Below are 26,617 nucleotides of genomic sequence, written 5' to 3'. Positions count from 1 at the left end.
TCTGATAAAAAAATCCTCCGCATGCGGAGGATTTTTTTAATCGCTTGAAAGGGTGAATTAATCAGCCATTTCTGCGTTGTGGTAAACGTTCTGCACATCGTCGCAGTCGTTTAGTGCATCAAGGAATTTCTCGAATGCAGGGATGTCGTCGCCAGCGATCTCGGTCATTGTTTGAGGAACAAACGAGATTTCTTCAACGTCTAGCGTTACGTCCGGCATTGATGCAGTAAGTGCATTCTTCACTTTGAAGAACTCAGTGTGTGGTGCGTAAACAGTGATTACACCGTCTTCGCATTCGATGTCGCTTACATCAACATCTTCCATCATTAGGTTCTCTAGTACCGCTTCTTCGTCTTCGCCCTTGAACTGGAATACAGCTTGGTGCTCGAACATGTGCGCTACAGTACCTGGGCCACCGATCTTCGCGTTGTTCTTAACGAAACACTGACGAACATCCATGAAGGTACGGTTGTTGTTATCTGTTAGACAGTCAACGATAACCATGCAGTTGCCTGGACCGAAACCTTCGTAGCGCGCAGTTGCAAAATCTTCACCGCCACCACCTTTCGCTTTGTCGATCGCTTTCTCGATAACGTGAGATGGTACCTGGTCTTTTTTTGCTTTTTCGATTAAACGACGTAGCGCAAGGTTGGTTTCAGGATCAGGGCTACCATTCTTAGCACAGACGTAGATCTCTTTACCGTACTTTGAGTAAACCTTGATCTTGGCGCCTTGCGTCTTGGCCATAGATAATTTGCGTACTTCGAACTTTCTTCCCATGGGGAATCACTCTCTTTGCTGATATTTGGGATATCTGTTGAGGGCGGATTTTACCAGCAAGCAAGGCATGATGGCTAGAAGTAATCATCGCTTTGTCCCGCTGTTGTGTGGTAGTCAGCAAGGTTTTTGCCACTGATAAAGTAAGAAAAAATCGCGCTTTCGACCCATAAGGGAGGAAGCATATGGTTTTATGTGCAGCACAGTGGCGAAAAGAGCAACGGTCAGCTTTTATTGATAAATTTATCCTTTACACCCTGCCGCTAAGCCCGTATTATTCGCCGCACTTACGGAGAGATGGCTGAGTGGTTGAAAGCACCGGTCTTGAAAACCGGCATACGTTTGTAGCGTATCTAGGGTTCAAATCCCTATCTCTCCGCCACATTCAAAAAAGCCCAGCAGAATTGCTGGGCTTTTTTACGTCGGAATCTAGGGTTCAGCCGAGCGAAGCGAGACAACGTTGCTAGCCGAAGGCGCTTTAAAGCAACGGCCCGTAGGGCGAAGTAAATCCGCAATACCCTCGAAGCACTCCGCCACATTTAGAAAGCCTCGTCGAATGACGAGGCTTTCGTCGTTTTACGGGGTAATAATAGGGATTTAAAAATCCCGCTATACCAAACCAGCTCCGCCACATTAGAAACCCCAGCAGAAATGCTGGGGTTTTGTCGTTTTGGGCATTCGCAATTCGGTGATGTTTTGATTGGCTTGGCAAGCAATACTAATCCGACGAGCTTACCTCAAACGTCTCTCTCATGATCACATAGCGTTCATAACCTTTGTGCCATGCGCTCACAAGCTCAGGTTCGTGCTCGTAGTCAAAGCATTGGCCTTGGTATTTCTTGCCGTACAAGCCATTTTCATAGGCTGTATCTAGATTGCAGAACTGGGCGTTGCCTCTCACAAAGCCATTGTTGTATTTCTCTACCTGGTCTTGATCAACAACGGTAAGAAAAGTGAGTTCGGTAGCGGAGCGTTGGTGTTTACCTCTGGCACCATCATTGAAGCCGAGCTGCTCCCATTGATCCTGTTTGGCTAGCTGGGTATCGGTTGCCGAACAGCCGAATAAAAAGATACTGGCAAGGATAGCCGTTATTAACTTCATCTTGACTCCTTAATATCTTAAACATTAAATACCCATTTAAATAAAGCAGCAGATCGGCGATATGTCGACTGAGACAATTTCTCATTTTTGCGAGAGCATCACCGCTATGAAAAATGTTGAAATTGGCTGTTGACTTAAAGTTAACTTGAACTTTTATACTCATCCGCAATTATTGTTTAGTGTTGAAGTGAGTAGGAAAATGAAAAAAGTTTTAGTGGTAAACAGCAGCCTTCGCTTGGCAGAATCGCATTCACGCCAGTTGGTAGAGAAAATTGTTGGCCGTATAGAAAAACAGTTGCCAGCCGTTGCCGTAACCGAGAGGGATGTCGCGCAGTTTCCTATTCCGCATTTTGGGGCAGATACCTATCAAGGATTTGCAGGCGAGCAGAATCATTTGGCGCGTGAGGCTGAAGCGCTTTCAACCCAATTGATTGAAGAAGTGAAAGCGAATGATATTTTGGTGATAGGGGCGCCGGTATACAATTTCATGATCCCAAGTACCCTCAAATCCTGGATAGACTATATCACCCGTGCAGGCGTGACATTTAACTATACCGAACAAGGCCCGCAGGGCTATTTAACCGGCAAAAAAGTGGTGGTTGTGTTGGCAAGCGGCGGTGGTCAGGTTGATGCCATTGAGCAACAGTTGGCGATGGTGCTCTCTATGGTGGGTTTAACTGATGTGACCTTTATCCATGCGGCTGGCTTGGACATGCCGGACAGCGGTGGTAGCTTGGATAAAATTCACAGTAAGATTGAACAACTGTCACTGTCAGATGCAGCATAGGTGGTGAGTATGAACACACAGGCTTTTTTTGAACGTATCGGCTATGAAGGCGACGCTACACCTAGCTTGGCGGCACTGGCGACATTACAGAAGCAGTTTTTGTTAGCTGTCCCGTTCGAGAATTTATACATTCGCCGCAAGCTCCCATTGGATTTATCTCCTGAAGGCGTCTTCGACAAAATCATCAACAATCAGCGTGGTGGTGTCTGTTTCGAGTCTAACGCCTTGTTTCACGATCTATTGGTCGACTTGGGCTTTACAGTGCAGTTTATTGGCGCGGAAATGAACACGGGTGAACCGTTTGCCGGTAAGCGTAATCATATGGCACTGATTGTGACTATCGATGGCGCGAGGTATTTGGCGGATGTTGGCAACGGACGAGATTACGGCGAGCCGATCCCTGTTGATGCTGTGGCTGTGACAGAAGGTGAAGATACCCAATACAAAGTGGATGACTTTGAAGATATCAAAGCCTTGTATATGTTGGGCGAAGAAGGAAAGTGGGTGCCTCGCTATATCTTTGCTGATGTGCCATGGCAGCGCGAGGACTTTGCGGGCGCGAGCCACTATGTGCAAACATCGCCGGATTCATGGTTCACCCAAAAGACGCTCGTCTCAATGCGAAAGCCGGATGGCCGAATGACCTTAACCGATGATGCCTTGATCACTACTGTGGGGGCGGATAAGCGGGAAGAAGCGATCAACGAGCAAGCAATTCCCTCGTTGCTTCGTGAGTTGTTCGGGTTGGATGAGTAAGAAAGATCGAATCCCTCGGCAAAAAAACTTAAACTAATAAAGCGCCTACAAACGATTGTGGGCGTTTTGTTATAAGTATAAAGAAGGTCGATAAGCCCGTGTCTCAGTTCGATTATAACTTGCTAAGAGTATTGGAAGTGCTGCTAGAAGAGCAGAGCGTAACGGCTGCTGCCTCGCGCTTGCACTTGAGCCAATCCGCCGTCAGTAAGCAATTGGCCAAGCTTCGTGAGACATTTGATGATCAATTGTTTGAGCGTACTGCCCATGGTTTAAGGGCGACCCCCAGAGCTAAGCAACTGGCACCACAGTTACGCCAAGTGTTGCAGCAGCTTGATCAGTTTACCCGTCCCAGCCACTTTGATCCGAGTCAGAGCGAACGTGAATTTCGCCTGCACATGGTTGAAACCGCTTATTCTTTAACCTATCCCTATTTCATGCCTGCGTTGCTGGCCCAAGCCCCGAAAGTATCGGTGAATGCGCAAATGTGGGGCAATAACAGCGAGGGTATGTTGCTGCGCTGCGAGATCGATATGGCGATCTGTGGGGTTGAGTGGGACGAACGCTCTCCTATACATTTTGACAATATTCCACCTGAGCTAAGGTTTGTAGAGTTGGCCCGTGACCGTCCGGTTTGCTTGGTACGCGAAGGGCACCCGTTGCTTCAGGAAGATTGGAACTTAGACACCTTTTTGAAGTACCGACATTTGCAGGTCACTTTCGGTGGTATCGATAAATGGTTATTGGATGACGTATTGCAGCTACAGCAGCTTAAACGGGACAACGCCGTCACCATGACGGACTTCTATAGTGCAATGAGCTTGTGCGAAAAAAGCGACCTTATTTTGTGCGCTCCAGCTAAATATGCTGCGCATATGGTGAGTAACTTTGCCCTTCATACCTTGGAAGTCCCGGTCGATGTGGTGCCCGGTGGCTATGTGCTAATGTGGCATCGTCACTTTGATCTGGACCCCAGCCACCGCTGGCTGAGGGAGCTGATTATTAATAATGTGAAGAGTACTTCCTTATTGAAAAGGTCACATTAGATGAGCCTGCTAAGGGAATACTCTTACTGTGCTTAAATCTCACGTGTCATTTTTTCTTTATTACGGTAACCGAAAGCTAAGAGTCCCAAGCCTAGCAATGATAAGGCGCTAGGCTCTGGAACTTGTGACCATTCAGCTCCAAAACCTTGCGAGTTTGTATCGATGAACTCACCGAGTAATGTTGTGCCATCTGAGAACATGATAGCCATAGTCGTACCGAAGAGATCTGATACATCTGGATGGGTGCCATCAATGTCACCGAAGTCATCAAAATCAGCCCCGAAGATAAATGTTTCGCTGGCATCAAAGTTGGAAAAAGTGATATCCACGCTCTGCGAGCCGTTAGAGATTGCGGTTGCTGGGTAAGTTTCGCCAACGGTATCAGAAGCACCATTAGTCATAAAATCGTTACCAATGTTGCCAGGTGCTACATTGGAGGTGTCAAAAAAAAGGTTCGTTGAACTAATATCGAATGTAATTTTAGTGATTGTTTCACCAGCATTTGAGTTGTTAGTTAGAGTAAAGTGGTCACTGGTATTATTAGGCAACATGCCATCACTAATAAATCCGGTGAACATAGGCGTAGCAAGTGCTGTTGAGGACATCATTGTTGTACATAGCAACATCAAAGTACTTTTGCGAATATTCATAACAAACCTCCGTGATTGAAATGAAGTAAAAGCAAAATGAATACCAATGTTTAAATGCATTTAAAAAACAGCATGTTGAGTTGGCTTGGTTAACATATAAAATCGCTTTTTGTAAAAAATACCGACAGCACCTAGCTTAGAATAACTGCCACATGAAACAGGGAAACCGCGGCTGTGAGGCGGTTTCTTAGCGGTTGGTAGCCTGCTGGTCGGTTTTCATGCTCAACCTCGCGGACCTTCTTTTCAGCAAACCAAATCGCAATAAAACCGAACAACAAAACCGACACCGACCATAAATGGCTTTCGGGGGAGTGGAGCAACACTCCCCAAGCGATGAGCGCGAACAAGTTACTCAAAATGAGCGCATTGCGGCTGAGTGAATGCTTGATATGGTCGATGGCGTTTCCCCATAACACACCAGACAAAAAGCTGAGTATTACGGCGCTGTAGGCGACAAAGACTTTTTCAGCTTCCAGTCCGAAAAGGGTTTTATCAGCCCAGATACAGATAATCGTCAGTACGAACGGGACCAAGCCTAGATAGCCTAATCGTGACATGATTTGATCCGGTGATTGCGTCATGGACTTCGCTCCTTTGAAAAATCGTGTTTTTTCAAAGCATAGTCGATTGCTGCCTCTCTTCCTGAATCATTCGTATAGTTTGGCTCCATAGCGGGGTGTAGAAGCGATATAGGCGTTTGGCTAAGTAGCCAATTGATGCGATTGATGAAAGTATTGCGGCTATTTTCAGGCTGAACCCGACCAGTATGGCGATGCCGAACACGACGAAAGATAAAGCGATCAACCGCCAGGTCGTTTCGACGATGTATGTCACCCAGCCCGCAAAGTTAGTGCCTTTTAGCCATTGGTTGAAGCTGGCAAGTACAAGCAAGTACAGCGCAGGCGCAAGGCTCATAATAACCAATGGCCAACCATGGTACAGCGTTAAGCCGACAATGATTTTGCCGGTGACGGTATAGGTAAGTGCCAACGAATCGAGTAGCTCGAAGGGCAATAGCAACGCGGCAAGGAGTAGCAGTATACCAACACTGAAACTGACCGAGCCGGCAAATAAAGCAAAAAAGAGTGGCAAGCCAATGAGTAGGTGGGCAACTGGTGCAAAAATGAGGCCATGTAATAGCCACTTTATGGTATTCGTATTATTAGACATGGTGTTACCTCCTCATATTGTAAGGGGGAAACGGCAGCGCAGGGCTACACCAACCATTATGCACATAAACCAATATTGATGTGGTGAATATTTAACCATTGTTTGATGGGTGTCAAACCCAAATAGCTTGGCAATGGAGGGCAAAGAAAAATATTTTGTGATGTCCGTTCAATGCCAATCGTTTACATCTTGGTTTTATGTAGATCGGCTATTATCAATTTTTGGCTATAGGCATTAACATAGTGCGGTTAGCAAATATTAATTGAGATTAAGATGAAGAAGCTTTTGCTGGCAGTGGCAGCTCTCGTGACGTTTTCGGCGTCGGCGGTGAGTGCGGCTGTTGAAAGTATGCCTGTAAAATTTCAGGATATTCCCCAGGTAATGGTGTTATTTACCGACGCTCCTGAGTATCAAAAAAAGGCAGTAACACTGGGTAGGTTACCTCATGAGGTTGAAATTGGTCGGGCCTTTAAAACCTATGTCGCCGATGAAGACGGCAAACCAACCGTCGAAACTGAAAACGTGGTGAACGAGCAAGTTATTATTGCGCGCAACCCAGAGCCAATTAGTGGTGCCGTGTACAATGAATGGTTGGTGCCACGCGATAAGTGGGAATCGACCTATGGGGAGTTACCCATGTTTGACCGATTTATGCCATTTAAAAGGGTGAGCACAATCAAGGCGATCCCAATTACGGAAGATCTGCTGACATTGCTTGGTTCACAAGACGGTGAGACGGCACTGATTGCGGTTGAGTGGAATGATCAGGGCATGAAGGTTTATAAGGACGGCTACCTTGTGGAGTCTGGTTACGGCATTGCACCGGATGAAATGGGTAAAACCTATGAGCTGGTGGAAGAATGAATAAAGACCAGTTGATTGATTTAATCCTTGCCGAGCTAAATACCGTGTACCAAAGCGCCCTCGATGCCACAGAGCGGGCGCAGGACACCGCAACCGATGACCAAAATGTAGCGGAAAACCAATATGACACCTTAGCGTTGGAGGCGGCGTATCTTGCGCACGGCCAGGCACAGAGGGCGGCTGAATGCCGGGCAGACATTACTGCCTATCAGAAACTTAAAGTGTCGATGCCTGCGGATTTGGCGCAAGTCAAACTCGGGTGTGTGATTCACCTTATTGATATCGACGATAATGACAAATACGTGTTCTTTGGTCCGGCAGCTGGCGGACTGAAAGTTGTTCACGACGGCAAGGAGATTGTGGTTGTGACACCTAATTCACCGTTTGGCGAGGCGTTAATTGGTCGCGAGCAGGGCGACGAAGTTGATGTCCACATTGCTAACAACGTGGTGTACTACGATGTAGAGGCTATCTACTAGCTTCCGGTTAAAAAAATACAACGGCAAAGAGAGGAAGACTTACGTCTTTCCTCTCTTTCACTTTACCATTCAATAGAGGCGTATCGCCTCTACCGTTTCTACGTTTCTACTTAAGCTTCAGGCTCACCATTCTCATTATTCATGCTAAATAGCAGGCTTTGCTGATCGTCCATCATCTCATCGTACAACGCGACGGTTTCCTTGAACTGTGCTTTTTCCTTACTCGGCACTGATGAAGCCATTGGGATATTGGCTGTCATCGGATTAACTGCCCGACCGCGGATCAAAAATTCATAGTGGATATGTGCTCCTGTTACTCGGCCTGTTGCTCCTGCTAGGGCAATTCGCTGACCACGAGAGACTTTTTGGCCCTTACGCACGAGGTTCTTGCTGTTATGCAAGTAGCGGGTACGGTAGTTGGATCCATGTTGAATCGTGATGTAGTTACCCGCATAAGGGTGGCTCAAGGCTTGTACAACCACACCATCGCCGGTGGCGAGTACAGGCGTGCCAGTCGGGGTGGCAAAATCAACGCCGTTGTGTGGAGAAATACGGCCCGTGACAGGGTGGCGGCGCTTCGGATTGAAGTGCGAGCTGATACGGAACTTCTGGTTGGTCGGGTAAGGGTAGCGGCGGAATGCACGTTGCAGGCTTTCACCATCGGCATCATAGAAGTTGCCATCTCCGTGGAGATAAGCGGTAACCGGGTTGCCACGGCGGTGAATTCGAATCGCACGCAGTTCGTGTTGGCCCGTTAAGGTATCTTTGACTGATTGGCGCGAGACAACTACTTCAAACTTATCGCCGGCGCGGATATCACGGGCAAAGTTCAGTTTGTCTTTGAGTAGGTTGGTGATCTCGTAAATTTCGGCGCTATTTAGTCCGGCTTTTTGCGCCGATAACGAAAAGCTACCGTTGATTTCACCCGTCGCGATTGTATCAGCCCAGTCACCAGGGATAGAGATCTCTTCGATTTCGAAGGTGCTGTCATCGACACGTTGGTACGCCACCTTTTCTGCTAGGTTGAATTCTAACTCAAGGCGCTCAAGGCGAGTTTCTTCACCATCTAACCAAAAGCGAAGTCGGTGGCCTGGCTGCAAGGTGTCGATTTTTAGGTGGTTAAGATCGGCTTCCATTAGTAGCTGAATATCGCTGTAGCGAACATTTAGCCGAGAGAAAATTTGACTCAGCGAATCACCTTTTTGGATGGTGTAGGCAAAGCGCGGAGGGGTAATCGTCGCTTGATCAGTCGCGCCTTCATTTGTCCATGGTGTCGACGAAATGTTTAGGTTTAATGGCACTTCGCGGATCGGTGATGCATTAAAGCTTAAAATAGCAGCCAGCGTGACAACAGAAAGGCCCGCTAGCCCTAGGAATTTGATTGACATCCACTTTGCTGGGGATGCCATTTTTTGCGATGACATACAAAAAGAACTCGTCGTTATTGTTCAGTTAAAGGGGTTCTTTGTCTTGGGTATGGCGAGTGAAGCACCTGGTATCCATACCGACCATAATTAATGCGTGGGCATTAGCTTCAAATCGGCAGACATATTGCCACAGGTAGGACTTCTTGTTTGTCAAAAAATTCCGGATTTACACTTTTTTAAGGTGGGAGGGCTATTTTTGCTTATTTCGGTGATCGGGCTCACGTTTTTCAGGCGGGTAAATTCAGTCTGGAGTCAGACAAAAAGCCACAAAAAGTGGCTTTGCTATCGAGAATCATCAATAGAATGAAACTTTACATAAGATGCAGTAAGCAAACTTATGAAATTTTAAATTCCTTGCCACAGTCTTTGCAGATGTGAATCGACTTGTATATTAGTCGCTGCCAAAACTTGCGTTTGATGCGGGCGAGATTATTACAACTGCACCTCATGTGTGATATTCCTCGTAAAAAACAGTACGCATGCAGTGTCACACTGCGAAGCTGAATGTATGCTGAATTTGACTTTCCTGCCTTACTTTGCACACATTTTTGATACATCGATCACGTTATTTTCGTGCTTTTATCTGCAAAAGGTATAAAGTTTGACTCGAAATGGTCGCTTTTCGTCCTCTTTGTATTTGTTTTTATCTGTTTGTTTTAAATAGATTTATTGGTCAGGCTTAACTGTTGTGGTTAATGTATTAAGTTAATTTATACATTGGTTTGAAACCTGAGTTTGAAATTAAAGTTCATTCTGATGTTTGTTGAGCTATTTGATTCACAAATCCACATTGTGCCGGTGGCTTAAAATTTTTACCTATGTCTATACTAGAAAAATCGAGTGAATTTTCTTTATCCAAGTTTTCTTTAACCAAGACTTTTTCACCCTAGACAAAGGACTGATGACATGACGAGCAAGACTGCCTTGGTAGTGCCTGACATCACTCTGGTGTTGTCATCATGGTTTAATCAAGATTTTCGCCTTACCCACGACTTCCCTGCCGCATAAGCACCGTTAAGTTGGCGACTGAGCCAGCACATAAAACCTGTTTGTTTAGACGATGAATAACTGCCCTCATTAGAGCGGGTAGTGATTGCTTATGAGGAAATTACAATGAAACGCATTCCTGAACCCTTCCGCATTAAAATGGTTGAGCCCATTCGCATGACTGACGAGAACGATCGCCGTCAAGCCCTTGAGGAAGCGGGTTATAACCCGTTTATGCTACGTAGCGAAGACGTTTATATTGACCTGCTGACTGATTCCGGTACCGGTGCGATGAGTGATAAGCAGTGGGCGGGGTTGATGCTGGGCGATGAGTCATACGCTGGAAGCCGTAATTATTTCAACTTGTGCGATGCCGTTAAGCATTTTTTTGATTACAACCTGACGATCCCTGCACACCAAGGGCGAGGAGCCGAGCAGATCCTCTTTCCTTGCTTGATTGATCGAATGCGCAATGTACGTGGGGGAAGCGAAGCGGTTTTCCTATCGAATTTTCACTTCGATACAACAGCGGGCCATATTGAAATGAGCGGTGGTAAGGCTGTTAATCTGCTGACTGAACGTGCCTTCCACACCACTACGTATGATGATTGGAAAGGCAATTTTGATATCGAGAAACTCGCCGCAGCGATTGAACAACATGGTTCGACCAATATCGCTGCCATTATTACCACTGTGACTTGTAATAGCTCTGGCGGCCAGCCGGTGTCGATGGAAAATATGCGCCAGGTCTACGAGCTGGCTCAGCAGAATGATATTCCGGTGGTCATAGACTCGGCGCGCTACTGTGAAAATGCGTACTTTATTAAGCAGCGGGAGCCGGGTTATGCCGATAAGCCGATCCTTGAGATCATCCGCGAGATGTATCGTTACGGTGATATTTTAACGATGTCGGCCAAGAAAGATCCCATGGTGAATATCGGCGGGCTGTGCTGTATCCGTGATCATGAAGAGTTGTTCCAAGCGGTACGTACCCGTTGCGTACCAATGGAAGGGTTTGTGACTTATGGTGGTATGGCAGGGCGAGACATGGAAGCGTTGGCAAGAGGGCTGTATGAAGCTGCCGATGAAGACTTCTTGCACTATCGAATTAGCCAAGTGAAGTACTTGGGAGAGCGGCTACGCGAAGGAGGGGTGCCTATCCAGTATCCAACGGGCGGACACGCTGTGTTTGTTGATGCCAAGAAGATACTGCCTCATATCCCACCAGAGCAATTCCCAGCCCATGCCTTGTGTAATGAGCTTTATATTGAATCGGGTGTGCGGGCGGTAGAAATAGGCTCGCTATTACTGGGGCGAGACCCTGAAACCGGCATTCAAAAGCCAACCCCACTGGAGCTAATGCGCCTGACCATCCCGCGACGGGTTTATACTAATGATCACATGGACTATGTTGCCGATGCCTTGATAGAGGTATGCAAGCGGGCATCGACCATCAAAGGATTGGAGTTTGAGTATGAGCCGCCGGTGTTGCGCCACTTCACTGCGCGATTAAAACCGGTATCGAGTTAAAGGTTCATCAGATTGGGTAAATCGTTAGCAAGTCAGTGCTTTGGTTAGTGTTTTTTAACTGGGGGCTGACTTGCCGATGACCGAAAACAGACAATCGCTAGCCATGATAGAGGCTGTTATCAGTAGATATCTCGATAAGTAGATAAGGAATAAGTATGAAAAAAACCTTACTCACATTAATCTTGGCTGGCGTTGTTTTAACGGGGTGCGACCAATCTTCTACGCCAGAAACCACAACGGCACCAGAGAGCGACACCGCACCGGCAGCGCAGCTAGAGGTGCAACCTGAGCAGTTGCCGGAGGTTGAACAGCCGGTAGTAGAACAACCTATTGCCGATACCGCCCACAATGCCCGCAATGCACTGGATTGGAATGGTACTTATACCGGGATCTTGCCATGCGCAAGTTGCGAAGGGATCAGGACGGAGCTGAATATTCAAACCGACGGCACCTTCACCCTGACTGAAGTTTACTTAGGTGAAGAAAATGGCACGTTTGAACAAGAAGGAACATTCAATTGGAACAGCGCGGGCAATACCATTGCGTTGGTAGGAGGCCGCGATTCAGCCGTGCAGTATTTTGTGGCTGAAAATCAGCTGTTTCGATTAGATCGTGAAGGAAACCGGATCACTGGTGATCTGGCTGAGCACTATGTGTTGAAGAAGCAGTAAGTATGACGATTTAACTTCCTATAAATACATTTTAGATAGACCCCAATATTGTTTTCAATATTGGGGTTTTGTCATTTTATAAGTGTCAGAATATTTGACATGGCTGTTTATGATATCGGCATTTTAGCGTCGGGATTTTTTACAACATTCACCTTCTTTTATCAGGAGTCTAAGTGTGATTAATTTAAGTGTTTGATATTATATGTGATATAAAGTTGGCCTCTTTATTGCTTTTATTCAGTCAAAGCAAAGGGAGAGAAACCAATGAATAAATGTACAAAAGTATTGGCAGCTTCTTTATTTCTTGCGCCTGTTGTTGCAAGCGCAGATGTAATCGACTACATGGTAATTACTACGGGCGACCAGTTTCTAATGTCAGATTCTGAAATTGGTGCGATTGGGGTGAATAATAGTACCTCTCCCCCGGGCTCGTTGCCTGCCCTGCCTGGTGGCACAGCCCGAACAGTATCACAAGGTATTACTTTAGATGGTGATGCAGCGCTTATTGGTAATGACTTTTTCAATTTTAGTAATTCAGATGTTCACTCTGCTGACACTGGAGTGGGTAGTCAGGGAATAGATTGTGGTAGTGGCTTTGGTACCTGTAATGATGGCAATTCTAATAGTCGCTTTAATTCCACTGCTGGCACCGCAAGTTTTTCGAACTTAGCGAATAATAATGGTGTTCATACCAATATTGATCACTCAGGGTTAGTAACAGAGTTAGATAACTTTTTCACCCAAATATCTGGAGCGGCTGCTACCGGCACTACAATAAACCTCAGTGACGGGCAAGTAAATAATCAATCCAATGCCATTTGGGACTACAGTAATGATGGTATCAACGGTTTGACTTATATTGACATTGTTACTAATGATAATGATTTCAGTATTACCAATTCTAACTTAACCATTGTTGGTGATGCCGACGACATCTTGGTATTTCGAGTTGAAAATAATCAAGCTATGCTAGCTAGTCAGAGTAATCTATTGCTTGATGGTGATATTGGCGATAATAACGTATTGTTCTTTGTTGATGATGACTCAAGCAGTTTTGGCTTTAATAATGTTACTTTCCAAGGTATGTCAATGTGGGATATTGGTTCATCTGACAACGAAGCTGTATTTAATAATGTTCAGTTTTGTGGACAGGTAATTACCGATAAAATCAATTTCCAGAACGTGAGCGGCTCTAATTGTGCTATTGATTTTACTGAGCCAACCCCTCCAGTATCAGCTCCAGCTTCAATTTGGGTGATGTTTGGCGGTTTAGCTGGTTTGGGTATCGCACGACGTAAAATGAAAAAAGCTTAATAAAAACTGAGAGCTATTGCGGCTTATGAAAGTATTTCATAAGCCGCTTTTTTGTTAGCTCACCACTTCAATATCGCTCTTAGGTATACAACAGCACGCGAGCACCTTTCCAGCTTCTTTCTCTCCGGGTAATAGGGCAGGTACATCCGGTTGTTCAACCTCGCCAGATTCCAGTGTCACTTTGCATGCGCCACACAAGCCTGCACGGCAGCTATTGGCTATCATCACGCCAGCGTCTTCCGCTTGCTCTAACAGGGTTTTGCTGTTGTTGCCTTGGAACAGGTTGCCATCGACACTCACGGTCACTACCTGCTCTTTTTTGGGTTGCTTTTTAGCAATACCAAACGCTTCTTGGTGATAGTTAGAAAGTGCAACGCCAGCTTGTTGTAGCATGTCTTTGGCTTGCGTCATAAAAGCGTCCGGACCACACACGAAGACTTGGCGATCGGTGAGATCATCAATGATCTTCAGGTGCTTGGCAGAAAGGCGATCTCGCAGCCCAGACCAACTTTTGGTCGGTTGGCTAAGTGCAATGTGCACGGTGAGGTTCGGGAATTGTTTTTCCAGTACGGTTAGCTCAGTTTTATAAGGAATGTCGTCTTCGGTGCGGCACTGGTGGTAGAACACCACATCGCGGATTTGGTTGTTATCGGCAAGGTAGCGAAGCATTGAAATCATCGGGGTGACGCCACTGCCTGCAGATAGCAGCAATAGTTTGTCGGTATGGTGACCAAGGTGGAATGTCCCATCCGGCTGGTCGGCCACCAAGCTATCACCTACCTGGAAGTGATCATGTAGCCAATTAGAGACACGGCCCTCGTCAATACGTTTAACCGAAATCGCATATCGGCCAGGGCGCGAAGGACTCGATGATAGGGTGTAACGCCTAGCAATGTACTCGCCGTTGATCTCTAGTTGTAACGGTAGGTGTTGGCCAGGCTGGTAAACAGGCAAGCTTTGCTGTTTAGTGGGCTCGAGCCAAAAGGTGCAAAAATCTTTGGCGACGTCTTCGCGCTCGACACAGGTTAGGGTTAATGGCTGCTCGCAGTTATCTGGGTAAATCTCTTTGGGTTTGGTTTCGAGCACTTCAACAGGATCGCCCGCTTTAATGATGCCTTCGTTGAGGGCAACCAAGTTTTGGCCGAAATAGACATCACCACTGCTGTCTGAGCGAAACTTCGATAAGGTGTTCAGCGGCTCTTTGAGGCTGTTGAATTGGCCTGTTTTTGGATCCACCGTAGTAAGAATACAGCGTGCACAAGGCTTGATGGCTTCAAACTCAACTTCACCGATGCGGATGCGTTTCCAGCTATCTTCAATAAACGGTTCATCGCCGGATACCACCAAGTTGGTTCGGAATTGATCCATCGTATGGTGCTGTGGGCTACGTTCATTCAAGGCTTTTAATGATGCCTCGCTGATCACCAATAGCGGGTAACCATCAGCAAAGCTGACATTTTGGTTGATTTTCACCCTGATGCGATTCGACTGCTCACCGGTAAATAACAGCTGGGCAGGACCCCCAACAATGTCGCTAAACCACTCGTTAGCTTGCTCGGTTGTGGTGTAGGCTTCAAAGCTGTCTCCCCAAACCGTGGCTTCTTCCGTACCCATTAGAAACTCACTGTATTTGAGCGTCAGCGGCGTTTTTTCCGGGTAGCTCAGTACCATACCGTTTGGCTGTAATGCGGCGGTTACCTTGACGAGCTCGGGGTATTTTCTGGCGGTGATCATGACACCGTCTTGGGCTGCAACCATGAACCGGCGATCGAAGCTTAAGCCTTGTTTTTCAACCCAAGCCTGAGATTGGCTCAATCCGCCAATGGATTTGATTGGAAAAACATTAATTTGAGAAAGTGATGATTGTTGGGAAACAACAGAATTGGCCACGGCAACATCCTTGGTTGTAGTTGAGCGGTGAAGAGGTATTACTTTACCAAATTGTCTTTTGAACTTCATGCCTCTTAAAAATGCTTCTAAGTGACTGAATAATCAGTAGAAGTGCATGTCTATAAGTTTCATTAATGTTTCTTACAAAATATTGATATGAATCAATCATATTGTTGTTTTTAATCACTTTTATAAGCGATTTGGCCGCCATAATTAAGAGAACAATAATTAACTCTAAAGTATTAAGTAGGGACGATGAACGCATTACGACATTATGGGGTGAAATTTAAGTTACTGTTGCTGATAGCCAGTGCGGCATTGCTGATGCTTTTAAACACGGCCTTTCAAGTGACCCAAACTTATCAGGGCGATATTGCTGAACGAAAAATCTCGATGCAGGAGCAGGTGAAGGCAACCATCAGCCTTGTTCAGCATTATGCAGATAAGTATCCAGCTGATAAGCAGACGGCTCAGCAAGAAGCGAAAGCGGCACTGTCGGTAATGCGCTTTGAGGGCAACAACTACTTTTGGGTGGTTGCAACGGATAACACTTTGGTAATGCACCCTTTGCGCCAGAAGCAAGAGGGTCAGTCGATGCAGTCAGTGACGGATGCCAGTGGTAAGGCGCACTGGCAGGAGATGACAACGATTGGACGCAGCTCAGGCTCTGGCTTTTTGACATACGCATGGATTGCACCGGACGGCGAAGTCTCTGAAAAGGTGTCGTATGTTGAGAATTTTGCACCGTGGGGGTGGGTGATTGGTACTGGTGTTCACCTGCTTGATATTGAAGAAAAGTTCTTCGAAAGCATTGTTTTCCAACTAGGGGTGAGTGCGGTAGTCATTGCCGTGTTGGTGTTGTTGGGGCTTTTGATCAGTAACGATATTTGTCGACCACTCGATCGTCTAACCGGCCTTGTCCGTAATCTGGAGCAAGGTGATTTGACCCAAGACTTCTCGATGGATCGCCGTGATGAAATTGGCAAGATTGCCACAGCGCTGCATTCGGCTTCTGCTTCTATGAGGCATACGTTGCAGGCGGCGAGTAACAATGCTGAGCAGTCAGTATCGATGGCGGGTACGATTGCAGCCGCTAGTGAGCAGTGTGCCCAATCAATCACGGAGCAGCATCAACAGCTGGCACAGCTAGCAACGGCGATGGAAGAAATGACAGCAACCATCAACGAGGTGGCGCAAAATGCAGAAACCGCATCGACGTCAACCTCCAATATCAATACTCAGGTGGATGCGAGTAACCAGCGTATGCAGCAGGCTATTGGTGCGATTCATAGTGTGTCGGCGGGTATTGCCCACTCCGATGAGCGAGTCGGGGAGCTGAAGCTTGGGGTGGAAGAGATTGGCAATGTGACCCAAGTGATCCAAGGCGTTTCTGAACAAACCAACTTGTTGGCCTTGAATGCTGCCATTGAGGCCGCACGTGCTGGTGAGCAAGGACGAGGCTTTGCCGTGGTGGCTGATGAAGTACGTAACTTGGCGAGCCGTACCCAACAGTCGACGATTGAGATCCAAGAGACGATCGACAAGCTGACAACGAGTACCTTGAAAACGGTTGAATCGATGGCTGAGAGCACCGAGCAAACTTACAACAGCGTGAGCCATACGGAACAAGTCCAAGGTGAACTTAACCGTATTGCGGCTTTGGTGACAGAAGCCAATGACATGATCATGCAAGTGGCGACGGCTGCAGAGCAGCAGGGCACGGTAACTGAAGAAGTTAACAACACCGTGGCGCACATTCACACGGCAACAGATGACATCAACCGTGCAGCTCAACACTTGGCAACGGAAAGCCAGTCATTGAGCCTGGCGGCTTCTGAGCTTGGCGAACAGCTGAAGCTGTTTAAGGTTTAACTTTCTCCCTTCTTTTACATCTATTATAAGCAAAAGGCAGTTTTGCCTTTTGCTTATTTGAATAAACCTCCGCTTTTAAATTCTTCTTATTATCTAATTTGGCTACAAGATAAAAGCAAAAATTTGCTAAAAATCATAACTATAGTGTCAATATATTTTACATGGCTATTGCTTTAAAGGTTAATGTGACTTTTAAAAGCTATATGTATTAACTAGTTGTCATTTTGGTATGCAGATTGCAAATAATTAAATGTGCTGGCTCGTTGATGTAAATAAAAAGCAGCATTCATTTAATTTAAGGAGAATGAAATGAGATATTGCGCTTATTTATTTGCATTGATATTGGGGACGATATCGATTAACGCGAGTGCGGGGTGGATTCAATTCGATGATAATGACGGTATGTGTACTGATACCGTATTATCAAATGAACACAGTGTTTGTGAAGACTACGCTGCAAGCCAATTGACGTTTGATGTTGATGGCGGGACACTAACTGTAGCGGGCGGAACGAGTGTTGGTTTGCTTCCAATTGCGGCAAATAATGTTATTCAAGATATCGATCCCATTAATGGTGGGCTAGGGAATAATGGCCGTATTGATGGTGAGTCGACAGGTAATGCTTTTGTTTTTATAGAGTTTTTGCAGTTTACCTTTGATTTTGATGTACTTATTAGCGGTATTCAATTTAACGATGGTAACCATGGTGATACCTATATCGGCAATGAGCCTATTGGGATTAATTTAAGCAGCTATGCTGTCGATGGGGATGGCTATGCCCAGGGGGTTGATATTGCCCTTTCTCAAGGCGAGTCCCTGTTTGTTTATGCCATGAACTGGAATTCTGTGTATGTTGAAGCGTTGAACTTTGGACTAGCTAGCGGACAGGCTACTGTACCTGAGCCGACGATGCTATCGTTGTTCGGTCTTGGTTTATTAGGCTTATATCGTCGTAGAAGTCGCAATACATAATCAAATACTTTATGCCAGCTTTTAGCTAGGGTCGCTTATAAGTTGTTATAGGCGGCCTTTTTAAACTAGTTAAAGAAGAAACTAAGCTGGTTGTTGATAAACTTTACACAGTAATTTTATGCTTGGTTGTATGGCTCTTATTATTGACCAGACAAAATAAAAACACACCACACATTACTAATGTGATGCGTTTTATTTTTTGCACTAAAGCCAAGTTGGCATTATAGATTATTTGACTAGGGCTTGATTTAACCACTGATCAAACTGGCCTTTAGGCAATGCGCCATTGATGGTATCCGCCAATTGACCATTCTTGAAAACCATAACAGTTGGAATACTCCGAATGCGATATTGAGCTGCCAGTGCTTGCTGGGCTTCGGTATCGATTTTAACGAAGCGTACATCGCCGCTACGCTCTTTAGCGACATCCTCGAAGATTGGGGCAAAGCCTACACAAGGGTTGCACCACGGCGCCCAGAAGTCGACGACAACAGGTTTATCACCTTGCAGTAAAGATAGAAAGTTATTGGTCGTCCCCTCAATTGGCTTACCATCGAGCAGGCGCTCTTTACAGGCACCGCAAGTTGCAGTGTCATTGACACGTTCTGTAGGGATGCGGTTCATTGCTTGGCAATGTGGACAGCGGGTAGTCATTGTTGTCATTGTTGCGTTCCATTTGTTGTTCTCACGCAATAATCTAACGACTACCCCAGTAATAGAAAAGCAGGAATTACAGATTGTAGTAATAGAAAGAATCTATCGGTTGTTGTTCACCCCATAAAAGGTCCAAAATTTAGCGCGCTTAGCCGCTCTAGTGAATGAGCCCTAGCTCTTTCGCTTCCTCAATGGTTAGGCCGCTGGCTCTGATGTCACGCAGCATTTCAATGCGGCGTCGAGCTTCGGCTTGCTGGCGTTTGTTGTTTGATACATGAGATGCGGTTTCGTCTTTGTAATCCCACTTAGAAGACACATTTGCCATCTCATTGTGGTCGATAGAATTGATAGACACAATTACCTCCTAAACTTAGTCCTGCGTCGAAATCAACTTATCTTTATCAGACGATTATGACAGAGTTAAGACGATAAAATCGACTTTGTGACACATCCCAAATTTGTGCAAATCTAATGAAATCTTACTTTTCAACAGGCTCAAACAGGGGTAGTGTGAACGATTCCACCCTATGAATAATTTCTGTTTCAGATCAAAGTTTTTACCCTGCTTAGCGACTGGCTAATCATCAGTGATAAACATCATTACAAGTTAGATATATTGTTAATTAAAAGTGATACCAATCATGTATTTAGAGTGATTATTGCTCTGGGTGATGGGTTGTTGTTCGGTTGGTAGATTGGTGCCTTTACAGCAGAATCATTTGCCCTTATTATTCATCGCACTTACGGAGAGATGGCTGAGTGGTTGAAAGCACCGGTCTTGAAAACCGGCATACGTTTGTAGCGTATCTAGGGTTCAAATCCCTATCTCTCCGCCACATTCAAAGAAGCCCAGCAGAATTGCTGGGCTTTTTTACGTCGGAATCTAGGGTTCAGCCGAGCGAAGCGAGACAACGTTGCTAGCCGAAGGCGCTTTAAAGCAACGGCCCGTAGGGCGAAGTAAATCCGCAATACCCTCGAAGGAGTCCGCCACTCCCCATATCATCATAACAATCATGGTATTACGTTAACTACAGCGTTATCATTAACCTATTCATTACAAATGCTCGGTATAAGCATAATAATTTACAGGAAGTAAGAATGAGGCTTAATGGATGGCTACTACTCGCTTTGGGCGGGGTTTCAATGAATTTATCGGCGGCGAACAACCTGGTTGTTGCCTATGATTCCGATCCGGTGTCGTTGGATCCTCAGGAGCAACTATCGGTAAGTATGTTTCAAATGTCGCATATGGTATTTGATTCGCTTGTGAGGTATGACCAAGATCTTTCTTTCGAGCCCCGCTTGGCTGAGCGGTGGGAGAGAGTAGACGACAAGACAGTGCGTTTTTACCTAAGGAAGAATGTGCAATTTCATAGTGGGAACCACTTTACTGCCAAGGATGTGGTTTGGACTTTTGATCGTCTCAAAACCTCGGTTGATCACAAAGCAGTACTTGCGCCCTTCAAAGGGATGGAGTTAGTGGATGACTATACTGTCGATTTGGTTGCCCATCACCCCTACCCACTATATCTGCAGGCTGCCGCGTATATTTTCCCGATGGACAGTGCTTTTTACTCCGGTGTCGATGACAATAATCAGCCCAAGGCGAAAATTGTAAAAAATGGCCAGTCATACGCCTCCCTCAATGCGTCGGGTACCGGGCCATATACCGTATCCTATCGGGAGCAGGGGATTAAAACGACTTACTCCCGGTTCAGTGGTTACTGGGATCAAGGTGGCAATATTGATCAGGTCACGGTCGTACCGATTAAGAACAGTGCGACACGAACAGCGGCACTATTATCTGGTGATGTTGATATGATTGCGCCTGTTGTCCCAACGGATTTCAAACGTATTGAGGCTAGCCAGCAGGCCAATTTGTTGACCAAAGAAGGTATTCGCCTCATCACCTTGCAAATGAATCAAACCAATCCAGTTTTAGCCAACCCAAAGGTCAGGCAAGCCATAGTCTATGCCATCAACAATCAGGCGATTGCTAAAAAAATCATGAGGGGATTTGCCATCCCCGCGTCGCAGCAGTGGCCACAGACTTACGCAGGCCATAACCCCAAATTGGACTTACGTTATGATCCCGAGAAGTCAAAAGCACTGCTGAAAGAAGCTGGTTTTGGTGAAGGACTATCTCTCACTATGATTGCCCCCAACAACCGTTATGTGAACGATGCAAAAGTGGCACAGGCGGTTTCGAGCATGCTCGCCAAGGTTGGCATCAAGGTCGATCTTCGCACTATGCCCAAAGCGCAATATTGGCCTGAGTTCGCTACGTGCGCTACAGATATCTTGATGATTGGCTGGGGGGCAGAAACCGAAAATTTCTCGGATTTTCTGGTTAAGACACGCAATAAAGAAACAGGGCAAGGGCAGTATAATTGTGGGCATTATTCCAACCCAGTTATCGATCGGCTGATTGATCAATCCCACACCGAACTCGATGAACAGAAAAGGGCGTTGGTGCTGCAAGAAATCGAGCAACGCTTATACGAAGATGCCGCCTTCGTGCCTTTGCATTGGCAAAATATCGCATGGGCAGTAAAACCGGGTATCAATATTGCGCCGATTGTGAACGCGATGAACCTGCATTACTTCGGCAATCTGTATGTAGAAGAAAACAACAAGCTTTAAGTTAGCGGTATAAACAGCCAATAGTGGTAAAAATAAAGCCTCGACAGATACTGTCGAGGCTTTATTCCCTTGTGGGACTCTCATCTTACGATTTCTTGCATGAGAATGAAGATAGCCGCTGCTTCCAGTCGTTTAACTCAGCTCCATCGATTGCCATCTCCTTAAATTGAGCTGGATGGCGAACAGTGAAGTAGACTGCACTGTCTTGTGTGCGGGATAAGAACCAGAGCCCTTGTTGCCCTTGTTGGAAGAACAACATATCGCTGCTTACTGGTGCCCCGGGGCTAGGCACTTTTAACGCTAGCTTGTTAATGTTCATATGCTCAGCAGGCGCAGCCAATATTGCTTGAACATCGATATAGGCTAAATGGATACCTGGCGGTGTTACTTCAGTCGGCTTGGAGCGAGCATCATAACTTCCGTAGACGATAAACTCTGACTCGCAGACAAGTTGGGAATCAGGCTTGGGTGCCCAATAAGCCATCGCTTGTGAACTAAATAGCAATAGTATTATCAGGCATGGGCGCATTAGCTCAGCTCCGGTTGTAAGTTATTTTCTTTGCGTCTTAGTGATAACGCAAGCATAGCAAAACTCAGCATCATCAATAGGGTAGTTTCAGGCTCGAAGACACTCTGTCTCGCGCCATAGAGTGCTTGAGCCCCTGCGATATCATCAGCTTGAAGGCCACGAAAAGCTTCAGTGTAAAAAGGATTGAGAAGTGAGTTAGGAACAGCTGTATGTTCTAACCCGATAGCATGGCCTATTTCATGAGCCATAACTTGGAAGATGTCGAAGCCTGCACCACCAAAGCCTATTTTCCAAGTATCAGCAATATCAAAGTGGATATCACCAGCAGCAGACAAGCCATTCGGCGGTGGGAAAAAACCGTGGGCTAAGGTGTTTCCTGGGCCATCAAAAGCATGTCCCCCGATGCGAATATCGCCTGATGATGTTGGTGCGTTGAAAGGAGCACCGTCATCGTTAATTTTAACAAAATTAATATCTGCAACCGCGCTCCATGCTGCGAAGGCGTTGACTATTTCGGTTACCGCCCCCACTGGCATAAAGTCGGTAATGCTTGTAATAGTACACCCAACAGGTTCAACTGGTGGAAGTGCACATGGAGTCCCCGTTGGCATCAAGCTCCATGTTACAGTGGTACCAGGACCGCCCCATGAGTTGCCTTGTAGGACAAAAGCATTGGCATTGAATGAGCTCAAACCTCCGGCAAGCAAGCCGATCGCCATTAGGCTCTTGAATTTCCACTTACCCATTGTTAACTCCTTTTGTGAGCTGAAATTAAATAAAAATGGTCAGACTGCTTAACTAAACTGTTCGATAAATCTCAGACTAGGTAAGCAAGGGCTGTGCCACCGATATAGATCAATGAGTTAGCTTGGTCTGGCAAGAGAAGTGTAAAGTAAGCCGACATTATCCCGGGTGGGATGAAGAGTTATAAACCCACAATCCATGCCCGCTTTTTTGTGCGGAATACCACGGTTTTGTGCGAAAACGGGCATCGCAAAATTTGATGTGACTTTGCTCACGGTATTTTGCCCCTGTTCGATTAATCTGGCGTTATGTTTTTGCTATCTCGACATAGCTAATGGTTTTATCTTCAAGAGCGAATGAAATATTGGATATGGTCAACAAATTTGGCCAGGTGAGTGCGAGTGATTTGGCACAGTCACTGACCGTTTCTGTCGAAACTATCCGGCGTGATTTAAAGAAGCTAGATGAGCGAGGGGAATTAACGCGTGTACATGGCGGTGCGGTCAGTAAGCAGTATCAAGATGCCGGAACCTCGTTTAATCGCCGTGCCAATAGCAATGTCGAAGCAAAGCAAGCACTGGTCAATAAAGCCCTTTCCTATTTTTATGAAGGCGCCGTGATTGGTCTTGATGCTAGTACATCGAGCTGGCTGGTGGCTCAAGCAATGCCGGATCGAAAATGTACGGTGGTTACTCATTCGCAAAATAATATCGCGGTACTGGCGGATAAAAATAACATCAACGTTATTTGCCTAGGTGGCCATTATTCAAAAAAGCATAACGCGTTTTATGGCCAGTTAACCAAGCAAGCTTTATCAACGATGTCGTTGGATTTCAGTGTGATTTCTTGCAGTGGCTATGGCCCTGGTATCGGTGTTTGGGACTCGAATGAGTATAACTGTGAGGTAAAGCAAGCGCTGATCGCCAGCGCCGACACCTGCATTTTAATTGCGGATAAAACCAAGCTAAATAAAAAGAGCTTAATCAAGGTCTGCGATATGGAATCAATATCTGTCGTCGTTACCAACTAATTTATTTTTGAACCTAAGCCATTTTTCTTTTTCCATCGGAGCCAATATGTCTGTAGTGATTGTACTCGATTGTGGGGCGACAAATATTCGCGCAATAGCGGTTAATGAACGTGGGAAGATTGTGGCTTCCCACTATATAAAAAATGAAACGCACCCTTGTCATTCAGCACCGGAAAACCATGTTTGGGATTTTGATGAAATTTGGCAAAAGCTGATTAGGTGCTGCACCCAAGTTGTAGGGCAACTGCAGGATACTGAAGTCGTGGCTGTGACAGTGACGACGTTCGGTGTGGATGGTGCCCCATATGATAAGACCAAACAACAAACCTACCCGGTGATTTCATGGAAATGCCCAAGAACCATACCAACTATGGAGGAAGTCAGCAAAGAAATAGACCGTTTTGAACTATACAAAGCCAATGGCATTGGCGACTACAGCTTTAACACTTTGTATAAGCTCAAATGGCTTAAAGAGAATGCGCCCTCGACATATATGGGAATGGATAAGTTTGTATTTATTTCTTCTATGTTGACCCATCGCTTGACCGGAGTCTTAACGACTGACCGTACCATGGCGGGTACGTCTATGTTGACTGACCTGAAAACCGGAGAGTGGAGTGACTCGGTATTGGCTTATTTGGGGCTTTCAGCTGAACACTTCCCACCGCTGGTGGATGCTGGCCAAGTGGTGGGGGGCATAACGGAAGAGGTTGCTAACCTATTGAATTTGCCAAGCCAGACACCTGTTATTTCAACAGGCCATGATACCCAGTTTGCCCTTGTTGGTTCGGGAGCCGCAGAAAAACAAGCCTTTTTAAGTTCCGGTACTTGGGAAATATTGATGGCGAGAAGCGCAATGCCAACGGTTGATCAAGCCATGTTTAAGCAAGGGGTTACCGTTGAGTTGGATGCGGTTGCTGGCTTATACAATCCGGCGATCCAGTGGCTGTCGAGCGCAGTCATTGAATGGGTGGCAAACCAATTTTATTCAACTGAAAAAGCATCCGGAAACCTGTATCAAACCATGGTAGATGAGGCCAAACAGGTTGAGCCCGGCTGTGCGGGGGTTAAGTTTGTTCCGGTATTTACTGCCGATAAAGAAGGGGGAGGACAGGGGGAAATTAAAGGGCTAACGATCCATTCCACCCGAGGCCAGATCTACCGCGCGGCACTGGAGTCGCTTACTGCGGAGTTTAAGCAAAAGTTTGAGTATTTAACGTCAGTGTGCGAGCTGAGTGACGCCCCAGTTGTGCTCGTCGGTGGCGGCGCGAAAAATCCGTTGTGGACTCAGTTAAAAGCCAATGCGATTAACAGGCCAATACAAGTTGTTAGCCAAGCTGAAGCAACCGTTATTGGTGCCGCGATGTTTGGCTTTTATGGTGCCGGGCATTACCGAACGTTGAACCAAGCACAAGCAGCCATGAAACCAGACTATGACGTTGTTTTTCCATCTAGCGCCTGTGCCTGACCTTATTTTATCCACCATGTTCGACGGTGGCTGGGCCAATGAGTGAACGGCAAAACTAAATTGTAATTGAGGATATATGAATAGAGATCAACTGGCTCAAGACATCATTAATACATGTATTGAGATGAACAAGCTCGGGCTTAATCAAGGTACTGCAGGTAATGTTAGTGCTCGATATAAAGAAGGGATGCTGATAACGCCATCGGGGATCCCGTACGAAAAGTTAGTGCCTGAGCAGATTGTTTATGTCACTAATGAAGGACAGTTTGAATCCGATAAGATCCCTTCATCGGAGTGGTTATTTCACCTTGCCTACTATAAGGCAAGATCTGATATTAACGCTGTTGTTCATAACCATGCGGTGAATAGTACGGCTGTATCCATCCTTAATAAGCCGATCCCTGCGATCCATTATATGGTTGCAGCGTCTGGAGCCGCAGAAATTCCCTGCGTACCTTATGCGACTTTTGGCAGTAAACCGTTGGCGGATTTTGTTCAGCAAGGGGCGAAACAAAGCAAGGCTATCTTGCTGCAGCACCATGGAATGATTGCGGGTGAGCAGAATTTAGAAAAAGCACTTTGGCTGGCCCATGAAGTGGAAGTGCTGGCTGAGTTGTATTTAAAGGTAATGGCGATAACGGAACAACCAAAAATACTTGATACAGGTGAAATGGCGACAGTTTTAGAGAAATTTAAAACGTATGGCCTAAAAGTCTCTGAAGATCGGCCAAGTTAATATTTCCAAGAAGGTTGTGACTCATTTTTCTGCTATTAACTTCAACGTATAGTGACTAAATCCAGTCAATTAAGACAGCTGAAAATAGCGGACGGTAACTGCTTTTACCGTCCGCTTTTTTTTGACTAAAATCAGCTAATTTGTTGCTAACAGGAGCTAGCAATGGGTCTTAGAGGTTGATCACAGCCAAGGAAGCGCATTCAAGTTAAAGTGGTAACGATTACACAATAACGAGGGATTTAACGTGAAAAATAAAATGGGTCTGTTGGTATCGACACTGGCTTTGTCTATTTCCGCTGGTGTTTCTGCGGACACGGATAAGCCTTGGAATTACATGCTGGGAGAGCAAAACCCATATCCCACCCCGACGACAAATGAGCACTTAATAAGCCCTGACGGCTATGACTTTGTGAGTATGAGTTTATTTACTCGCCATGGTTCTCGTTATGCTTTGGATTACAACCTTGTGCCTTCGCGTTTAGCTGAAATAAAAGAAGTGGCAAAAAAAGCAAGGTAACACCC

At 45.9% G+C, this 26,617-nt stretch carries 26 protein-coding genes and 2 tRNA genes; 17 read left to right on the top strand and 11 right to left on the bottom strand.

All coding sequences use genetic code 11. The features are described from left to right. Positions 1-57: 57 nt before the first annotated feature. On the bottom strand, positions 58-780 hold the full coding sequence (locus tag C9I98_RS08285) for a YebC/PmpR family DNA-binding transcriptional regulator (RefSeq protein ID WP_036832141.1): 723 nt from the start codon (positions 778-780) through the stop codon (positions 58-60). 288 nt (positions 781-1,068) lie between these two features. On the opposite strand from C9I98_RS08285, the gene C9I98_RS08280 reads away from it, so the two are divergent. Then, positions 1,069-1,159, top strand: a tRNA-Ser gene (locus tag C9I98_RS08280). Positions 1,160-1,495: 336 nt separating this feature from the next. Here the strand turns inward: C9I98_RS08280 and C9I98_RS08275 are convergent. Continuing rightward, the gene (locus C9I98_RS08275; protein ID WP_051902709.1) at positions 1,496-1,879 is read right to left on the bottom strand and encodes a DUF2799 domain-containing protein; all 384 of its coding nucleotides are present in this window, start codon (positions 1,877-1,879) and stop codon (positions 1,496-1,498) included. Positions 1,880-2,078: 199 nt separating this feature from the next. Between C9I98_RS08275 and C9I98_RS08270 the strand changes: the two genes are divergently transcribed. The 3 genes from C9I98_RS08270 (at position 2,079) to C9I98_RS08260 (ending at position 4,465) form a co-directional block, all read left to right on the top strand. Continuing rightward, positions 2,079-2,666, top strand: coding sequence for an FMN-dependent NADH-azoreductase (locus C9I98_RS08270; RefSeq protein WP_036832138.1), 588 nt, complete (start codon positions 2,079-2,081; stop codon positions 2,664-2,666). Positions 2,667-2,675: 9 nt separating this feature from the next. Then, a complete protein-coding gene (locus C9I98_RS08265) occupies positions 2,676-3,422 on the top strand; it encodes an arylamine N-acetyltransferase family protein (RefSeq protein WP_036832135.1) in 747 nt (248 codons plus the stop codon). Positions 3,423-3,520: 98 nt separating this feature from the next. Beyond that, entirely contained in the window at positions 3,521-4,465 is a 945-nt protein-coding gene (locus C9I98_RS08260; protein ID WP_036832132.1) for a LysR family transcriptional regulator, read from the top strand. A gap of 32 nt (positions 4,466-4,497) precedes the next feature. Here the strand turns inward: C9I98_RS08260 and C9I98_RS08255 are convergent, their stop codons facing one another. From C9I98_RS08255 to C9I98_RS08245, 3 genes are all read right to left on the bottom strand, one after another. Beyond that, the gene (locus C9I98_RS08255) at positions 4,498-5,115 is read right to left on the bottom strand and encodes a PEP-CTERM sorting domain-containing protein (protein ID WP_036832129.1); all 618 of its coding nucleotides are present in this window, start codon (positions 5,113-5,115) and stop codon (positions 4,498-4,500) included. A gap of 131 nt (positions 5,116-5,246) precedes the next feature. Beyond that, positions 5,247-5,696 carry a DUF3429 domain-containing protein gene (locus C9I98_RS08250; protein ID WP_036832127.1) on the bottom strand — a complete coding sequence of 150 codons (450 nt, stop codon included), beginning with the start codon at positions 5,694-5,696 and terminating at the stop codon, positions 5,247-5,249. Positions 5,697-5,727: 31 nt separating this feature from the next. Then, the gene (locus C9I98_RS08245) at positions 5,728-6,285 is read right to left on the bottom strand and encodes a hypothetical protein (RefSeq protein ID WP_036832124.1); all 558 of its coding nucleotides are present in this window, start codon (positions 6,283-6,285) and stop codon (positions 5,728-5,730) included. 273 nt (positions 6,286-6,558) lie between these two features. On the opposite strand from C9I98_RS08245, the gene C9I98_RS08240 reads away from it, so the two are divergent. Continuing rightward, on the top strand, positions 6,559-7,149 hold the full coding sequence (locus C9I98_RS08240) for a hypothetical protein (RefSeq protein WP_036832122.1): 591 nt from the start codon (positions 6,559-6,561) through the stop codon (positions 7,147-7,149). Next, on the top strand, positions 7,146-7,628 hold the full coding sequence (locus C9I98_RS08235) for a GreA/GreB family elongation factor (protein WP_036832120.1): 483 nt from the start codon (positions 7,146-7,148) through the stop codon (positions 7,626-7,628). The genes C9I98_RS08240 and C9I98_RS08235 overlap by 4 nt, the downstream gene beginning before the upstream one ends. A gap of 110 nt (positions 7,629-7,738) precedes the next feature. On the opposite strand, the gene C9I98_RS08230 is transcribed toward C9I98_RS08235, so the two are convergent. Beyond that, the gene (locus C9I98_RS08230) at positions 7,739-9,016 is read right to left on the bottom strand and encodes a peptidoglycan DD-metalloendopeptidase family protein (protein WP_425440725.1); all 1,278 of its coding nucleotides are present in this window, start codon (positions 9,014-9,016) and stop codon (positions 7,739-7,741) included. 1,152 nt (positions 9,017-10,168) lie between these two features. On the opposite strand from C9I98_RS08230, the gene C9I98_RS08225 reads away from it, so the two are divergent. The 3 genes from C9I98_RS08225 to C9I98_RS08215 all read left to right on the top strand — a co-directional run bounded on the left by C9I98_RS08225 (position 10,169) and on the right by C9I98_RS08215 (position 13,557). Then, on the top strand, positions 10,169-11,572 hold the full coding sequence (locus tag C9I98_RS08225; protein ID WP_107271838.1) for a tryptophanase: 1,404 nt from the start codon (positions 10,169-10,171) through the stop codon (positions 11,570-11,572). Between the two features lie 155 nt (positions 11,573-11,727). After that, a complete protein-coding gene (locus C9I98_RS08220) occupies positions 11,728-12,243 on the top strand; it encodes a copper resistance protein NlpE (RefSeq protein ID WP_036820281.1) in 516 nt (171 codons plus the stop codon). A 264-nt stretch (positions 12,244-12,507) separates the two neighbouring features. Next, on the top strand, positions 12,508-13,557 hold the full coding sequence (locus tag C9I98_RS08215) for a VPLPA-CTERM sorting domain-containing protein (RefSeq protein WP_036820278.1): 1,050 nt from the start codon (positions 12,508-12,510) through the stop codon (positions 13,555-13,557). Between the two features lie 54 nt (positions 13,558-13,611). Here C9I98_RS08215 and C9I98_RS08210 read toward each other — a convergent pair whose 3' ends face one another. Continuing rightward, positions 13,612-15,447: a hybrid-cluster NAD(P)-dependent oxidoreductase gene (locus C9I98_RS08210; protein ID WP_245907113.1), complete on the bottom strand. Its 1,836-nt coding sequence runs from the start codon at positions 15,445-15,447 to the stop codon at positions 13,612-13,614. A 255-nt stretch (positions 15,448-15,702) separates the two neighbouring features. Between C9I98_RS08210 and C9I98_RS08205 the strand changes: the two genes are divergently transcribed. Together C9I98_RS08205 and C9I98_RS08200 are read left to right on the top strand one after the other, a co-directional pair. After that, complete coding sequence (locus C9I98_RS08205; RefSeq protein WP_036826003.1) at positions 15,703-17,319, top strand: methyl-accepting chemotaxis protein; 1,617 nt, start codon at positions 15,703-15,705, stop codon at positions 17,317-17,319. A 309-nt stretch (positions 17,320-17,628) separates the two neighbouring features. Then, positions 17,629-18,291, top strand: coding sequence for a PEP-CTERM sorting domain-containing protein (locus tag C9I98_RS08200; protein WP_036826000.1), 663 nt, complete (start codon positions 17,629-17,631; stop codon positions 18,289-18,291). A 228-nt stretch (positions 18,292-18,519) separates the two neighbouring features. Here C9I98_RS08200 and trxC read toward each other — a convergent pair whose 3' ends face one another. Together trxC and C9I98_RS08190 are read right to left on the bottom strand one after the other, a co-directional pair. Further along, positions 18,520-18,954, bottom strand: coding sequence for a thioredoxin TrxC (gene trxC, locus C9I98_RS08195; RefSeq protein ID WP_036825999.1), 435 nt, complete (start codon positions 18,952-18,954; stop codon positions 18,520-18,522). A gap of 148 nt (positions 18,955-19,102) precedes the next feature. Continuing rightward, positions 19,103-19,300 carry a hypothetical protein gene (locus C9I98_RS08190; protein WP_107271836.1) on the bottom strand — a complete coding sequence of 66 codons (198 nt, stop codon included), beginning with the start codon at positions 19,298-19,300 and terminating at the stop codon, positions 19,103-19,105. Between the two features lie 390 nt (positions 19,301-19,690). Here C9I98_RS08190 and C9I98_RS08185 point away from each other — a divergent pair. Then, positions 19,691-19,781, top strand: a tRNA-Ser gene (locus tag C9I98_RS08185). A 262-nt stretch (positions 19,782-20,043) separates the two neighbouring features. Beyond that, positions 20,044-21,588 carry an ABC transporter substrate-binding protein gene (locus C9I98_RS08180; protein ID WP_036822489.1) on the top strand — a complete coding sequence of 515 codons (1,545 nt, stop codon included), beginning with the start codon at positions 20,044-20,046 and terminating at the stop codon, positions 21,586-21,588. A gap of 85 nt (positions 21,589-21,673) precedes the next feature. On the opposite strand, the gene C9I98_RS08175 is transcribed toward C9I98_RS08180, so the two are convergent. Then, entirely contained in the window at positions 21,674-22,072 is a 399-nt protein-coding gene (locus tag C9I98_RS08175; protein WP_146153864.1) for a hypothetical protein, read from the bottom strand. A gap of 44 nt (positions 22,073-22,116) precedes the next feature. Then, entirely contained in the window at positions 22,117-22,863 is a 747-nt protein-coding gene (locus tag C9I98_RS08170) for a matrixin family metalloprotease (protein ID WP_051902191.1), read from the bottom strand. A gap of 332 nt (positions 22,864-23,195) precedes the next feature. On the opposite strand from C9I98_RS08170, the gene C9I98_RS08165 reads away from it, so the two are divergent. The 4 genes from C9I98_RS08165 to C9I98_RS08150 all read left to right on the top strand — a co-directional run bounded on the left by C9I98_RS08165 (position 23,196) and on the right by C9I98_RS08150 (position 26,612). Continuing rightward, positions 23,196-23,891, top strand: a complete 696-nt coding sequence (locus C9I98_RS08165; protein ID WP_036822495.1) for a DeoR/GlpR family DNA-binding transcription regulator — start codon at positions 23,196-23,198, stop codon at positions 23,889-23,891. Positions 23,892-23,937: 46 nt separating this feature from the next. Next, positions 23,938-25,359, top strand: coding sequence for an L-fuculokinase (fucK, locus tag C9I98_RS08160; protein WP_036822497.1), 1,422 nt, complete (start codon positions 23,938-23,940; stop codon positions 25,357-25,359). A 76-nt stretch (positions 25,360-25,435) separates the two neighbouring features. Then, positions 25,436-26,095: an L-fuculose-phosphate aldolase gene (locus tag C9I98_RS08155; protein ID WP_036822500.1), complete on the top strand. Its 660-nt coding sequence runs from the start codon at positions 25,436-25,438 to the stop codon at positions 26,093-26,095. A gap of 244 nt (positions 26,096-26,339) precedes the next feature. Then, positions 26,340-26,612, top strand: a complete 273-nt coding sequence (locus C9I98_RS08150; protein ID WP_107271835.1) for a hypothetical protein — start codon at positions 26,340-26,342, stop codon at positions 26,610-26,612. Positions 26,613-26,617: the final 5 nt, after the last annotated feature.

This window comes from Photobacterium sanctipauli (assembly GCF_003026495.1).
In the GTDB taxonomy this organism is placed as follows: domain Bacteria; phylum Pseudomonadota; class Gammaproteobacteria; order Enterobacterales; family Vibrionaceae; genus Photobacterium; species Photobacterium sanctipauli.
Note: the sequence above shows the minus strand (reverse complement) of the source record. Positions and strands in the feature narration are given on the sequence as shown.

Bases quoted from the DNA above. Each gene is read 5' to 3' on its own strand.
- C9I98_RS08285 (WP_036832141.1), bottom strand. From the start codon at position 780: ATGGGAAGAAAGTTCGAAGTACGCAAATTATCTATGGCCAAGACGCAA.
- C9I98_RS08275 (WP_051902709.1), bottom strand. From the start codon at position 1,879: ATGAAGTTAATAACGGCTATCCTTGCCAGTATCTTTTTATTCGGCTGT.
- C9I98_RS08270 (WP_036832138.1), top strand. From the start codon at position 2,079: ATGAAAAAAGTTTTAGTGGTAAACAGCAGCCTTCGCTTGGCAGAATCG.
- C9I98_RS08265 (WP_036832135.1), top strand. From the start codon at position 2,676: ATGAACACACAGGCTTTTTTTGAACGTATCGGCTATGAAGGCGACGCT.
- C9I98_RS08255 (WP_036832129.1), bottom strand. From the start codon at position 5,115: ATGAATATTCGCAAAAGTACTTTGATGTTGCTATGTACAACAATGATG.
- C9I98_RS08250 (WP_036832127.1), bottom strand. From the start codon at position 5,696: ATGACGCAATCACCGGATCAAATCATGTCACGATTAGGCTATCTAGGC.
- C9I98_RS08245 (WP_036832124.1), bottom strand. From the start codon at position 6,285: ATGTCTAATAATACGAATACCATAAAGTGGCTATTACATGGCCTCATT.
- C9I98_RS08240 (WP_036832122.1), top strand. From the start codon at position 6,559: ATGAAGAAGCTTTTGCTGGCAGTGGCAGCTCTCGTGACGTTTTCGGCG.
- C9I98_RS08235 (WP_036832120.1), top strand. From the start codon at position 7,146: ATGAATAAAGACCAGTTGATTGATTTAATCCTTGCCGAGCTAAATACC.
- C9I98_RS08230 (WP_425440725.1), bottom strand. From the start codon at position 9,016: ATGTCAATCAAATTCCTAGGGCTAGCGGGCCTTTCTGTTGTCACGCTG.
- C9I98_RS08225 (WP_107271838.1), top strand. From the start codon at position 10,169: ATGAAACGCATTCCTGAACCCTTCCGCATTAAAATGGTTGAGCCCATT.
- C9I98_RS08220 (WP_036820281.1), top strand. From the start codon at position 11,728: ATGAAAAAAACCTTACTCACATTAATCTTGGCTGGCGTTGTTTTAACG.
- C9I98_RS08215 (WP_036820278.1), top strand. From the start codon at position 12,508: ATGAATAAATGTACAAAAGTATTGGCAGCTTCTTTATTTCTTGCGCCT.
- C9I98_RS08205 (WP_036826003.1), top strand. From the start codon at position 15,703: ATGAACGCATTACGACATTATGGGGTGAAATTTAAGTTACTGTTGCTG.
- C9I98_RS08200 (WP_036826000.1), top strand. From the start codon at position 17,629: ATGAGATATTGCGCTTATTTATTTGCATTGATATTGGGGACGATATCG.
- trxC (WP_036825999.1), bottom strand. From the start codon at position 18,954: ATGACAACAATGACTACCCGCTGTCCACATTGCCAAGCAATGAACCGC.
- C9I98_RS08180 (WP_036822489.1), top strand. From the start codon at position 20,044: ATGAGGCTTAATGGATGGCTACTACTCGCTTTGGGCGGGGTTTCAATG.
- C9I98_RS08175 (WP_146153864.1), bottom strand. From the start codon at position 22,072: ATGGCTTATTGGGCACCCAAGCCTGATTCCCAACTTGTCTGCGAGTCA.
- C9I98_RS08170 (WP_051902191.1), bottom strand. From the start codon at position 22,863: ATGGGTAAGTGGAAATTCAAGAGCCTAATGGCGATCGGCTTGCTTGCC.
- C9I98_RS08165 (WP_036822495.1), top strand. From the start codon at position 23,196: ATGGTTTTATCTTCAAGAGCGAATGAAATATTGGATATGGTCAACAAA.
- fucK (WP_036822497.1), top strand. From the start codon at position 23,938: ATGTCTGTAGTGATTGTACTCGATTGTGGGGCGACAAATATTCGCGCA.
- C9I98_RS08155 (WP_036822500.1), top strand. From the start codon at position 25,436: ATGAATAGAGATCAACTGGCTCAAGACATCATTAATACATGTATTGAG.